Consider the following 12,571-nt stretch of genomic DNA (forward strand, 5'->3'; position numbering starts at 1 on the left):
CATCGAAAAAATCAGTTGCCGATGTCTGCAGGAAGCCAGCAGCCTGGGATCCGGCCGATCATCAACAGAGCGGGAGCCTGCCATGCGCCGATTCCTCGAAAACCCCCAGCGCCCCTACCGGACGGTGAATTTCGAGGACTTCGGCACCCATGCACATCCAGCACACCCTGAACATCGGCATCCTGGCGCACGTCGACGCAGGTAAGACCAGCCTGACCGAGCGTCTGCTGTTCGACACCGGCGCCATCGACCGGCTCGGCAGCGTCGACGCCGGCGACACCCAGACCGACTCCGGCACCATCGAGCGGCAGCGCGGTATCACCGTGCGCTCCGCGGTCGCCCCCTTCACGGTCGGCGCGACGCAGGTCAACGTGGTCGACACCCCCGGGCACTCCGACTTCGTCGCCGAGGTGGAACGCGTCCTCGGCGTCCTGGACGGCGCCGTGCTGGTGCTCTCCGCCGTCGAGGGGGTCCAGGCACACACCCGCGTCCTGATGCGGACGCTGCGCGAGATGCGGCTCCCGACCCTGCTCTTCGTCAACAAGATCGACCGGGCGGGCGCCCGCGGGGAGGCGCTGCTGGCCGACATCCGGCGCAAGCTGGCCCCGCACATCGTCCCGATGACGTCGGTGCGGGAACTCGGCACGCCGTCCGCCCGCGCGCTCCCGCACGCCCTCGACGACGAGCCGGAATTCCGCACCCGGGTCGCCGAAGCGCTCGCCGAACTCGACGACGCGCTGCTCGCCCGCGTCGTGGACGGCCCCTTCCCCTCCCCCGACGAGCTGCACGCGGCACTCGCCGCGCAGACCCGACAGGGCCGGACACACCCCGTCCACTTCGGCTCGGCGCGCAGCGGCGAAGGCATCGGAGCGCTCATCGACGGGATCACCGGCCTGCTCCGGCCGGCGCCCGTCGGCCGCAGCACGGACCCGGCCGGCGCGGCGCGCCCACGGGGCACGGTCTTCGCCGTCGAGCGCGAACCCTCCGGGAAGAAGACCGCCTATCTGCGGCTGTTCTCCGGAACGCTGGCCGCGCGCCAACGGGTGGCCCTACACCGGAACGGCCCGGACGGCAGCCGCCTGACGTACCCCGGCCAGATCACCGCGCTCCAGGTCGTCGGCCGGCCCGGCAACGGCAGCGCGGGGCTCGCCGGCGGCCCGGGCATCCGGCAGTTGACGCCCGGGACCATCGGGAAGGTCAGTGGGCTCACGGAGGTCCGGGTGGGTGACCGGCTGACCGACCCCGCCGGCCGGGACGACGGCCCGCGCCCGCCGCACTTCCCCGCGCCCACCCTGCGGACGCTCGTCCGTCCCCGGGACCAGGTACCGGGCGCCGCGGCCCGCCTGCACGCGGCGCTGCGGCACCTCGCCGAACAGGATCCGCTCATCCATGCCGCTCCCGGCCCCGAGGGCAGCACCTCGGTCCTGCTGTACGGCGAGATCCAGAAGGAGATCCTCGCGGCGACCCTCGCCGACGACTTCGGCATCGAGGCGGTCTTCGCCGCCAGCCGGACGGTCTACCTGGAGCGGCCGGTGGGCGTCGGCGAGGCGCACCAGTCGCTCGGGCGGCGGGCGCCGAGTCCGAGCGGCTTCTGGGCCACCGTCGGGCTGCGCGTCGAGCCCGCGCGACGGAACTCCGGGGTCGCCTTCCGATACGAAACCGAACTGGGCGCCCTCCCCCACGCCTTCCACACCGCCATCGAGGAGACCGTGCACTCCGCCCTCCGCAGCGGTCCGCGCGGCTGGGCGGTCACCGACTGCACCGTGACCCTGACCCGCTCGGGCTTCGTGGGCCCGGTCAGCACCGCCGGCGACTTCCGGAGCCTGACCCCGCTGGTGCTCGGGCAGGCCCTGGAGCGGGCCGGGACCCAGCTCTACGAGCCCTGCCACGCCTTCGACGTGGACATCCCGCTCGACGCGCTGCCGGCCGTCACCTCATGTCTCGCCGCCCTGGGGGCGGACCTGGAGGAGACCGCGGGCGGAACGACTTCGTGGCTGGTCAAGGGCGTGATCCCGGCCAGTCGGGTGCGGTCGGCGGAGCATCGGCTGCCGGGGCTGACCCGCGGCGAGGCCCTGTGGTGGTCCCGGCCCAGCGGAGACCGGCCGATCAGCGGCTCGGCCGCCGAGACACCGGGGCGCTGATCGACGGCCGCGGGGCAATGTCCAACGCTGTCCAACGCTGTCCAACGGCGGGAATACCTGTCCGTCCGCCGGCTCCGACCGGTGGCCGGGCAGGATCCGGGAAATGAAAAAACCCCGGCGCATCGTGATGCGAACGGGGTTTGACAACCGGGGCATTTCTCCGCGTATATTGAGCGTTTGAATATTGCGAAGAAGTCAACCCAAAGAATCTCACTGCTGCACAGCATATTCGAGCGGAGCTGAATTGTCAAACGAGGAATTGCGTAAGGAGCAGGAATTCATCGGCCTGCTGCACGAGCGCCTCGACACCCTGCGATCCGGGGCACGCACGACCATGGAACAGGCCCTTCCGCAGGCCGGGGGAACCTTCCAGGCACGCCTGGAACGGGATGTGATGGTCGCCGAACAGGCCGAGCTGCTGGCCGGTTTCGAGGCCGGGGAACACGGACTGTGCTTCGGCCGCCTGGCGTTCGGGGACGGCCGCGACCACCACATCGGCCGGATCGGCATCCGGCGCGACGACGCCGACCGCACTCCGCTGGTCATCGACTGGCGGGCCGACGTCGCCCGCCCCTTCTACCTCGCCACCGGGCACACCCCGATGGGACTGCGGCGCCGGCGCCATCTGACCACCAAGGGCCGCCGGGTGACCGCACTGCACGACGAGATCCTGGACCTCACCGACTCCGAACGCAACGGCCACGAAGGGGCCGACGCGGACGCCATCCTGCTGGCGTCGCTGGACGCTGCGCGCACCGGGCGGATGCACGACATCGTCCAGACCATCCAGGCCGACCAGGACCGCATCATCCGCGCCCCGCACCACGGCGTCCTCGTCGTGGAGGGTGGTCCGGGCACCGGCAAGACCGTCGTGGCCCTGCACCGGGCCGCGTATCTGCTGTACGCGCACCGCGAGCAACTCGCCCGCCGCGCAGTGCTGATCGTCGGGCCCAACCCCGCGTTCCTCGGCTACATCGGGCAGGTCCTGCCCTCGCTCGGCGAGACCGGCGTACTGCTGGCGACGCCCGGCGAGCTGTTCCCCGGGGTGACCGCGACCGGCACCGACACGCCGCGCGCCGCCGAGGTCAAGGGCAGCGCGACGATGGCCGACGCCCTCGCGCGCTTCGTGGCCGACCAGCAGCTGCTCCCCGACCCCGAGCTCGTCATCGACCACGAGGACGGCGAGCTGCGCCTGGACGCGGCGATCGCGGACGAGGCCCGCCGGCAGGCCCGGGCCACCCTGCTGCCGCACAACCTGGCGCGCCCGCACTTCGCCTTCCATGTGATCGACGCGCTCACCGCCCAACTCACCGAGCGGATCGGCGCCGACCCCTACGGCGGCCCCAACCTCCTCGGCCCGGACGACATCGCCCAGCTGGGCAAGGCCATCGCCACCAGCGGCGAGGTGCACCGCGCCATCGAGGAACTGTGGCCGTCGCTCACCCCGCGGCAGCTGGTCGCCGACTTCCTCTCCGAGCCGGTGCACCTGCCGGACGCCGACGCGGCGGCGATCCGCCGTACCGGCGGCGACTGGACCCCGGCGGACGTCGCGCTGCTGGACGAGGCGGCCGAACTCCTCGGCGAGGACGACTCGGCCGCCCGGGCCGCCGCCGAGGCCGAACGCCAGGAACTCATCACCTACGCGCAGGGCGTGCTGGACCTCTCCTACGGTTCGCGCACCCAGGAGTTCGAGGACCGGGAGGACGAGGATTCGGAAGTGCTGGCCGCACACGACCTGATCGACGCGGACCGGCTCGCCGACCGCCAGGAGGAGGCCGACCACCGCACCGCCGCCGAACGCGCCGCGGCGGACCGCACCTGGGCCTTCGGCCACATCATCGTCGACGAGGCGCAGGAGCTCTCGCCGATGCTGTGGCGACTGCTGATGCGGCGCTGCCCGACCCGTTCCATGACGCTGGTCGGCGATCCCGCGCAGACCTCCGAACCGGGTGGCTGCGGTGCCTGGGAGACCATCCTCGCGCCGTACGTCGAGGACCGTTGGGAACACGTCCGGCTCGGCGTCAACTACCGTACGCCGACCGAGATCATGGAGGCCGCGGCGGAGATCCCGCGGATGGTCGACGCGTCCTTCGTACCGCCGAAGTCGATCCGCTCCACCGGCGTCCCCCCGTGGGCCCGGCGCACCGACGACCTGCCGCGGGCCGTCGCGGAGGCGGTGGCCCGCGAGACGGCGGGCGACGGCCAGGGCCGTCTCGCCGTGATCGCCCCGCGCGAGCACTGCGCCGCCCTGGCGGCCGCCCTGCCGACGGCCTCCGTCGGCCCCACGCCCGACCTGACCCGCCCGGTGGTGATCCTGCACCCGCGCCAGGCCAAGGGGCTGGAGTTCGACTCCGTTCTGGTCGTGGAGCCGGCGGAGTTCGGGACGAGCGATCTCTATGTCGCGCTCACCCGGGCGACCCAGCGGCTGGGCGTGCTCCACACGCAGACGCTGCCGCGCGGGCTGACCGCGCTGGCGGACTGACCGGCAGCCGCGCGGACAGCCGCGCGGGCCCTCGTCGTACGGGTGGCACGACGAGGGCCCGACGGTGTGTCAGTGACCTGCGGAGGTGCGGCGGCGGGCGGCGACGACCAGCCCGGCGCCGGCGGTGAGGGCGAGCGCCGAGCCGCCGAGCGCCCACGGGGTGGCCGGGCCGACTCCGGTGGCGGCCAGTTGGCGATCGCCGGCCGAGGGGGCGGAGCCGGTGCCGAGCGGGGACGCGACCGCGGGCCGGACGCCGCCGGTGCGCTCGCCGCCGGAGCCGCCGGTGCCGCTGCCGGGCTTGGCGGGTTCGGCGGTGGTGGCCGTCCCGTCGCCCCGCTGGCCGTCCTCGCCACCGTCACCGGTGGTGGGGGTCGGCTTCTTCTTGGCCGCTTCCTCCTCGGCCTTGCGCTTGGCCTCGGCCTCGGCGTTCGCCTCGTCCTTGGCGCGGGCCTCGTACTGGCCGACGTCGAGGAAGCGGCGGATGTCCGCCATCGTGCCGTCCAGCGCCTTGTTGGCCGCCGCCCTCACCTCGGGGCCACCGGAGCTGAGGAGCTGCGCGACATGTACGCGGTCGTCGTCGTCCCGGGCCGCGCGCCAACCGGACTCCAGGAAGCGCACGCGGTCTTCGGGGGTGCCGTTCAACGCCTGCTGTGCCGCTTCGTCGACGCCTCGGCCGATGCCCTTGTCCGCGAGGATCTTCAGGATGGCGAAGCGGTTGTCCTCGTCGCGGGCCGCGTACTGGCCGACGTCGAGGAAGTGCCGCATGGCCTCCGGGCCGCCGTCGAGCGCCCGCTGGGCCTCCCGCTCCAGCCCCTTGCCGATGTTCTTGTCCGCGAGCATCCGCAGGATCGCCATCCGGTCCCGCTCGGCGGCGGCCGCATCGCCCTCCCCCGCCGACTCCGCCGGCTTCGTCTCCGGCGAGGCGTCCGGGGCCGAGTTGGCCGGTGACGCGCCACGGTCGGCGGCCATCGCCGGCGAGGAGAACAGCACGGCCGGGGCTATCGCCGCAGCGGCGACCACGGCCGAAACGCGGGCCAACTTCACGCAGTACACCTACTTCACTAAGAACTACCCAAAAACTGTCATCGACAGGGTAAAGCAGACGTAAGGTGATGTGATCAGCCGGGTGTTCCCGCGGTGCGGCAGTCGACCCGCCCCGGACGCCCTCACATTCGGACAGGCCATGGAGGAGACAAGGATGACCCCTCACCACCGCCGCACCCTCCACTGCGCGCTCATCGGCGCCGTCGCAGTCACCTCGCTGGGGGTCACCGCGGGGCCGGCTTCGGCCAAGTCCTCGCTCTCCTTCACCGCCGGCCCCCGCTCGGTCGGCCTGGGCGGTCTCGTCCGCGCCGCCGCCAAGGCCAGCGACGACAACGCCACGTTCAACAAGGTCTGCGTACAGCAGCGCTGGTCGGCCACCGCCTGGCACAACGCCGCGTGCTCCAAGCCCGCGCGGCACGCCGGAGGCGCAGTCAACGTCACCCTGCGCGTGAAGCAACGCGGCCATCTCCAGCTGCGCGCGGCCCTCTTCGAAGGCCGCTCCGCCCAGGACCAGCACCCCAAGACCCGCTCGACTTCCCGCCCGATCACCGTCACGGTCCACTGAGGCGCCGCCCGGCGGCCCGCGTTGAGTCGCCGAGGGCGGGGAGTTGGGCCACACCGGTGTCGTACGGGACCACGAGTCGAGTTCTCCGGGTGCCCACCCTCGTCATTCCGGCCAGGTTTGCAGGCAATCTGCGACACGTTCCCCGACGGTGACGACACCGGCCGACATCATTGCCCACCGCCCCCAGACACGTGCATGACGCACCACGCCGAACCGAACAGTAGTTCGCTTCGGTGTATCAGGGCATGCAATGATCACGGTATGTCGGTTTCTGTGCAGGTTTTTCGGGAGCGTGGGGCGGTCCCCGACCTCTGGTGCGACGACCGGACGTTCGCGGTGGTGGTGGGGCGCGACGCCGGGTCGGTTGTCGGGTCGTTCGCGGTGCTCGACCTGGGGGCGGCGGACCCCGACCTCCGCTTCGTGGGAGTCGTGGCGGGTCCGGGGGAGGTCCGGGTGCCGCTGGTGGAGGCGGCGGTGCCGGTGGTGCGGGACGCCGGGGGTCGGACGCTTCGATGGGTCGAGGAGACGGGCGAGCTGTCCCTCTCCGCTGCCGCCGCCCTGGAGCAGTTGGGTGTGGTCGCCGGGGACGAGGTCCATCGCTGGTGGCGCAGGGAGTTGGCGGCGGAACCGGCCGCCGCGCCCGGCGACCGGGGCCCCGGGTCACCGACTGCCGGGGGCGCCCTCTTCCGGGTCGGGGTGGGCGATGCCTGGTGCGATGTCGAGGTGGACGACGGCCGGGCGGTGCTGGTGCACGACCGGCAGGAGGAAGGGACGGCCGCGTCGCTCGCGGCGCTCGTGTCGTTGGCGGTGCGCCAGGTGACGGCGGAAGCCCCGGGGATCCCGGCGGTCGAGACGTGTGTGGCGCCGGGGGACGAGGTCTTCGAGGCGGCCCTGGTCTCGCTCGGCTTCGCGCCGACGACCCGGCGGGCGGTCGAATACCGCCTGGCGTGGGATGCCTGAGCGACGCCGGGTGCCTGACGAGCGGCGGTCGGCCGGGGCCGTTCCCCGGCCTGCCGAGGACAGACGGACCGGCGCGGGCCCCATGCGAGGCCCGGTTACTGGGTACCGGTGATCGAATAGCGGGTAGCAGATACCCGGTGCTCGGGACGGTCCCGTTGCGCCGGCCTCGGCAGAGGCCAGTCAGATGAGGGGATGGCGATGTCCGACTCGACCTTGGGCAACCACACCGTCCGGTCCGAACTCTCCATTGGTGGGCGCCGGTTGTCGTACCTCGACTTCGGCGGGGACGGCCGTCCCTTGGTCGCGCTGCACGGCCACATATCCGAGGGCGTCATGTTCACCCACCTCGCCGGGGCACTGGGGCCCGAGTGGCGGCTGATCGCCCCTGACCAACGCGGCCAGGGCGAGTCCGAACGCGCCGACGACTACACCCGTGAGGGATATCTGGCCGACGTCCGAGCCCTCCTTGACCATCTGGCGCTGGACCGGGTGGTGCTGCTCGGCCACTCCATGGGCGCCGTCAACGCCTACCAGTTCACGGCCCGCCACCCTGAGCGCGTCAGCGCGCTGATCAACGTCGAAGGCCCGGTGGAGCTCGAACTGGACGGTCCCAACCCGCTCGCGTTCCTGCTCGACCTGCCCCGCCGGGCGGCCACCCGCGAGGAGCTCGCCGCGGGTCTGGGCCCGGCCGGCTCCCAGTTCTCCGACCGGCTGCGGCAGAGCCCGGACGGCAGTTGGCGGCTGCCGTTCCATCCCGACGACATGTTCCGGTCCGAGGAGGAGGTGCACGGCGTCTACTGGGACGACTGGACGTCCAGCAGCTGCCCCGCCCTGCTGATCCACGGCACCAAGGGGTACCTGTCGCCCGCCGAGGTCCGCGGCATGGTCGACCGCCGCCCCGGCACCGTGGCGGTCCGGCTGGACGGCGACCATCTGCTGCCCACCGGTGTCCCGGAGGCTTTTGCCGCCGCGGTCCGGGGCTTCCTCGCCACGCTGTAGGGACGGCGGTGGGAGCGGCGGGCGCCTTGGCCGAGGAGTGGGGCGTCCTGCGCGGACGGGCGCCGCGCCGCCCGCCGCCCCTGCCGTACGCGCCGCCCCGCGGCATTTCCCGGGATCGCCGGCCCGCGTGACCCAGACTGGCCCCGGACGCCCGCGCGGTACCGCCCCGGTACCGCCGCGCAGGCACCCGCGGAACCAGGCCCCGGTCGCGACGGAGGAACGTATGGCGGAGGAGGACGGCGACGCACCGGCTCCGGTGCCCGGGACGGGCGGCGACCGGCGGCGGTTGCGTTACGAACTGCTGAGCTGCGCGCTGCACGGTCACCACCTCGAAGGCGTGGGCGCGGAACGGGTGCGGCCGACCGACGGCCTGCTGGTCCGTGAGGACCCGGCGGGACTGCGCTGGCACCGGTGCCTGCGGTGCGATGCCTGGGTTCCGGTGACACCCCGACCGCAGCCGGACCGTCCGCACCCACCCGACCGGGACGAGATCGCCCTCCCGCTGCGCGGCAAGCCCCTGCGCGACCGCTATGTCCTGCGGCTGATCGCGCTGGACCGGCTTCTGCACTTCGTGGTGCTCGGGGCGTTGGCCACCGGCATCCTGGTCTTCGCGGACAAGCGCGCGAGCCTCCAGGCACCGTTCTACCGGTTCATGGACCTGCTGCAGAACGGGGTGGGCGGGGCCGGGGGTGTCTCCGACCGCGGGCTGCTCGGCGAGGTGGCCAAGGCGTTCGCGGTGCGCTCGTCGACGTTGTGGCTGATCGGTCTGGTGATCGCCGCCTATGCGCTGTTGGAGGGGGTCGAGGCGGTCGGACTGTGGTTCGGCAGACGGTGGGCGGAGTACCTCACGTTCGTCGCCACCACCGTCCTGCTGGCCCCCGAGGTCTACGAGCTGCTCTCCCGGGTGACCGTCACCAAGGTCCTCACCCTGCTCGTCAACCTCGCGGTGGTGATCTACCTGCTCTTCGCCAAGCGGCTGTTCGGCGTGCGCGGCGGCGGCCGTGCCGAGGCCGCCGAGCGCGCACGGGACGTCAGTTGGGAAGCGCTGGAGCGGGTGCCGCCCGCCCGGACGGCCGACTGACCGCCACCGGCACGGGTGCCTCCACCGGCCGCCGCACCGGCGTCAGTCGGAGTCCAAGGCGCTTCGCACCTCCGCCGCGACCGTCTCGTCCGTCAGCAGCTCGTTGTGCTTCAGGCACGGCGCCTCGATGTTCCGGGCCCCGCTCAGCGCGGTGCTGCTCACGGGGGCGATCTGCTCGTCACAGGGCGACCAGACGGTGGTGTAGCGGACCGGCGCCGGCGTCTCGGTGCCCTCGTCGAGCCGACTCACGACGTACGAGCCCGGTGTCATGTCCCGGCATCCCTGGTCGTACGGGGCGCAGAGCCAGGCCAGTTGGGTGCCGTGGTTGGGGCCGGCCAGGGACACCCAGTGGTGGACCGTGGTCGCGCCGGCGCCGAACTTGACGTACCAACGGGTGGTGAGGCTGCCCAGGCTGTGCGCGACGACGTCCACCTGTGACGCGCCGGTCTTCCGCAGCACCTCCTCGACGTACGCCTGGAACCGCGGGGCGAGCGTCTCGTTGGCGGACTGGGCGGTGTCGTAGTCCCAGGCGAAGAGCCGGTCCGCCGGCCTCCCGGCCGCGGTGAGCCGGCTGATCATGCTGTCCCAGACACCCGGACCGGCATTGCGGCCGTGCACGAAGATCACCGGGCGGTCGGCGCCCGCGGGCGCCCGCTCCGGCGCGGCCGCGGCCGGTGCGCTCGCCACGACGACGGACAACAGCGCTGACAGGACGGGCACGGTGATACGGCGCACTGGGGACCTCCGCGACGGTTGCGAACGGGCGGTGCGGGTACGCGCGCCACCGGCGACACGGGTGGCACAGGTGGCGCGGGCGAAGGGAATTCTCGTCCGGTGCGCGGGAGTCCAAACGTGCGGGGGAGACCGATCGCCGGTCTCCCCCTGCGCGCCTGGTGCACCCTTACTTCAGGCCGAGCGCCCGGCGGATCGTGGTGAACAGGTCGGTCTGGTTCGTGATGCCGAGGACCCGGTACGCCTGCGGGCCCTGGGCGGCGATCCGCACCTGGGTGCCGGTGTGCTCCTGCGACTGACCCGGGGTGTTGGTCGAGTAGTTGACCTTGAGCTGCTGGCCCTCGTTGGTGACGAGAGTGGAGCTCAGGCCGGGCGGGGTGGCCTCCAGCGGCACGATTTGGCTGGTGTGGCCGTGGTCGGCGGTGGTCACCACGAGCGTGTCGGGGTGCTTGGCCGCGTAGTCGCGGGCCACCTTCACCGCGCGGTCGAACGCGGCGGTCTCGCCGATCTGACCGCACGGGTCGGCCGCGTGGTCCTGCTTGTCGATCGACGCGCCCTCGATCTGGAGGAAGAAGCCCTTCTTGGCGTGCTTCTGCTTGGCCTCCAGGAGCTGGATCGCCTTGGTCGCCGAATCGGCGAGGCTCGGGGTGGACGACGGGCGGTGGGGGTTGGAGGTCACGCACCGCTGCGGGTCGGTCCCGCCGACCGCCGCCGGCCTACCGGTCCACTCGGTCGGCACATTGCCCGGCGCGAACAGGCCGAGCACCGGCTTGCCCGCCTTGACGCCCTTCAGGCCGGCGCCGTCGGTGACGACCTGGTAGCCCAGCTTCCGGGCCTGCTCGGTGACCGTCAGGCCCTTGTACTTGCCCTCGGTGACCTTCTGGTCGAAACGCTGCTTCCCGCCGCCGAAGAGGACGTCGACCTTGTGGTTGACGGACTGCTCGGCGATGGAGCCCGGACCGCCCTTGGCGAGGGTGTCGGTGGGGCACTTGGCCATGTCGCCGGGGCCCTGGCAGGAGCGGTCCGTGGCGTGCGAGGCGAGCACCGCCGGGGTGGCGTCGGTGAGTTCGGCGGTGGTGACGCTGCCGGTGGCGTAGCCGCCTCGCTGCGCCAGTTCGAGGATGGTGGGGACGGCCTTGTCGGTGTCCGGGGTCTTGGAGATACGGCCGTTGACCGTCTTGCGGCCGGTCGCCCAGCCGGACCCGCTCGCGGCGGAGTCGGTCACGTAGTCCGGGGTGCCGTCGGCGTGGACCGCGTAGGTCGTGTAGGCGCCCGTGAGCGGGAACCCGTCCATGTTCAGCCGGCCGCCCGCGCCGACCACGTAGTCGCGGGCGAGCGTGATCTCGGAGTCCCCCATGCCGTCACCGATGAGCAGGATGACGTTCTTCGCCTTGCCGCCCTTGATGGCGTGCTGGGCCTGCTGCACGGTGTCGGAGGCGCCGGCCGCGGTGGTCACGGCCGCGGCCGCCGCGGTGGCGGCGACCAGGGCGGTGGCGGCCATGACGTGACGGCGGGAGGGTCTGTGCATGAAACGTCTCCTTAAAGATCCGTGGGACGTGGACGTCTGGTCCAACGCGCCCCAGCCCACCAGTCGTTGGTGAACCAAAGGTGACGTCATGCCGCCAGCGCCGCAGCCGCCGCGTAACGGGACGGCGCGGAGGCGGGGAGGGGCACGGGGCCGGGGCCCTCCCCTCGCCCGCCGCCGCTCGCTCAGGCGCCGCCCAGCAGGAGTTCGGTGTCGCGCCGGAGCCGCCGCGCCGAAGCGACCTCGAAACCGGGGCCGTCGACCCGGAGCGGCGCCCCCTGCACCAAGGCGCTCAGGGGTGCCTGGGGTGGGTCGTCCAACACCGCGGCGAGCGGCCGTACGGCTTCCTCGACCGGCTGCGCGGAGCGTCGGATGGCGTCGACCTGGGCCTGCACGGCCGGGGTGTACTGCCCGGAAAAACTGGTGTTGACCGTACCGGGGTTGACCAGTACGTACCGGGTCCGCGCCGCCGGCCAGGCATCCGCGAAGCCGACGCCGAGCAGGTCGTTGAGCCGCCCGCCCTGCGCCAGGGCCCGCTGCCCGTCGTACGCCCGGGCGAGTTGGAGGTCTTCCCAGGCGATCTCCCCGGTGCCGCCGGGGCCGGCGACATTGAGGATCACCGGGGCGTCGGCGGCTTCGAGCAGCTCGACCAGTCCATGGCTCAGCAGAAAGCGGCTCAGGTAGAAGTGCGCGAAGGTGTTCTCGAACCCCTCGTCGGTGACCAGCCGCGTGGTCCGGAAGTGCCTGGCGCAGAGCACCAGGGCGTCGAGTTTGCCCAAGGACGCGCGCAGGACGTCGATCACCGCCCGGTTCTCGGCCACCGAACCGAGGTCCGCAGGCACGAAGTGCGCCCGCTCGGCGGCCCCTTGCTCCCGCGCCGCGGCGAGCCACGCCGTCCCCTTCTCCGCGCTGCGGCCGACGACCACCACCTCCTCCCCCTGCCTCAGATACCGAAAGGCGAGCGCCTTGCCGATGCCGTCCGTGCCGCCCGTGATGACGTATGTCTTCATCCTCGTCCTCGCTCTCCGACGCCGTCGGTCAT

At 72.5% G+C, this 12,571-nt stretch carries 10 protein-coding genes; 6 read left to right on the forward strand and 4 right to left on the reverse strand.

The window, feature by feature from the left end; all coding sequences use genetic code 11:
• Positions 1-149 precede the first annotated feature (149 nt).
• A complete protein-coding gene (locus tag MOV08_RS03545) occupies positions 150-2,141 on the forward strand; it encodes an elongation factor G (RefSeq protein WP_275306177.1) in 1,992 nt (663 codons plus the stop codon).
• 259 nt (positions 2,142-2,400) lie between these two features.
• The gene (locus MOV08_RS03550) at positions 2,401-4,623 is read left to right on the forward strand and encodes a HelD family protein (protein ID WP_275311688.1); all 2,223 of its coding nucleotides are present in this window, start codon (positions 2,401-2,403) and stop codon (positions 4,621-4,623) included.
• A gap of 69 nt (positions 4,624-4,692) precedes the next feature.
• Here the strand turns inward: MOV08_RS03550 and MOV08_RS03555 are convergent, their stop codons facing one another.
• Complete coding sequence (locus MOV08_RS03555; RefSeq protein WP_275306178.1) at positions 4,693-5,667, reverse strand: ALF repeat-containing protein; 975 nt, start codon at positions 5,665-5,667, stop codon at positions 4,693-4,695.
• A 154-nt stretch (positions 5,668-5,821) separates the two neighbouring features.
• Here MOV08_RS03555 and MOV08_RS03560 point away from each other — a divergent pair, with 154 nt between their 5' ends.
• The 4 genes from MOV08_RS03560 (at position 5,822) to MOV08_RS03575 (ending at position 9,272) form a co-directional block, all read left to right on the forward strand.
• Complete coding sequence (locus MOV08_RS03560; RefSeq protein WP_039629446.1) at positions 5,822-6,232, forward strand: hypothetical protein; 411 nt, start codon at positions 5,822-5,824, stop codon at positions 6,230-6,232.
• A 261-nt stretch (positions 6,233-6,493) separates the two neighbouring features.
• On the forward strand, positions 6,494-7,192 hold the full coding sequence (locus tag MOV08_RS03565; RefSeq protein ID WP_275306179.1) for a hypothetical protein: 699 nt from the start codon (positions 6,494-6,496) through the stop codon (positions 7,190-7,192).
• A gap of 198 nt (positions 7,193-7,390) precedes the next feature.
• A complete protein-coding gene (locus MOV08_RS03570; protein WP_275306180.1) occupies positions 7,391-8,191 on the forward strand; it encodes an alpha/beta fold hydrolase in 801 nt (266 codons plus the stop codon).
• A 223-nt stretch (positions 8,192-8,414) separates the two neighbouring features.
• Positions 8,415-9,272: a DUF2127 domain-containing protein gene (locus tag MOV08_RS03575; RefSeq protein WP_039629450.1), complete on the forward strand. Its 858-nt coding sequence runs from the start codon at positions 8,415-8,417 to the stop codon at positions 9,270-9,272.
• A 42-nt stretch (positions 9,273-9,314) separates the two neighbouring features.
• On the opposite strand, the gene MOV08_RS03580 is transcribed toward MOV08_RS03575, so the two are convergent.
• The 3 genes from MOV08_RS03580 to MOV08_RS03590 form a co-directional block, all read right to left on the reverse strand.
• Positions 9,315-10,007 carry an esterase/lipase family protein gene (locus MOV08_RS03580; protein WP_420834122.1) on the reverse strand — a complete coding sequence of 231 codons (693 nt, stop codon included), beginning with the start codon at positions 10,005-10,007 and terminating at the stop codon, positions 9,315-9,317.
• Between the two features lie 166 nt (positions 10,008-10,173).
• Positions 10,174-11,532, reverse strand: a complete 1,359-nt coding sequence (locus MOV08_RS03585; protein WP_275306183.1) for an alkaline phosphatase — start codon at positions 11,530-11,532, stop codon at positions 10,174-10,176.
• A gap of 182 nt (positions 11,533-11,714) precedes the next feature.
• Entirely contained in the window at positions 11,715-12,539 is an 825-nt protein-coding gene (locus MOV08_RS03590) for an SDR family NAD(P)-dependent oxidoreductase (RefSeq protein ID WP_275306185.1), read from the reverse strand.
• Positions 12,540-12,571: the final 32 nt, after the last annotated feature.

Source organism: Streptomyces yunnanensis, from assembly GCF_029011865.1.
GTDB classification, from domain to species: Bacteria; Actinomycetota; Actinomycetes; order Streptomycetales; family Streptomycetaceae; genus Streptomyces; species Streptomyces yunnanensis.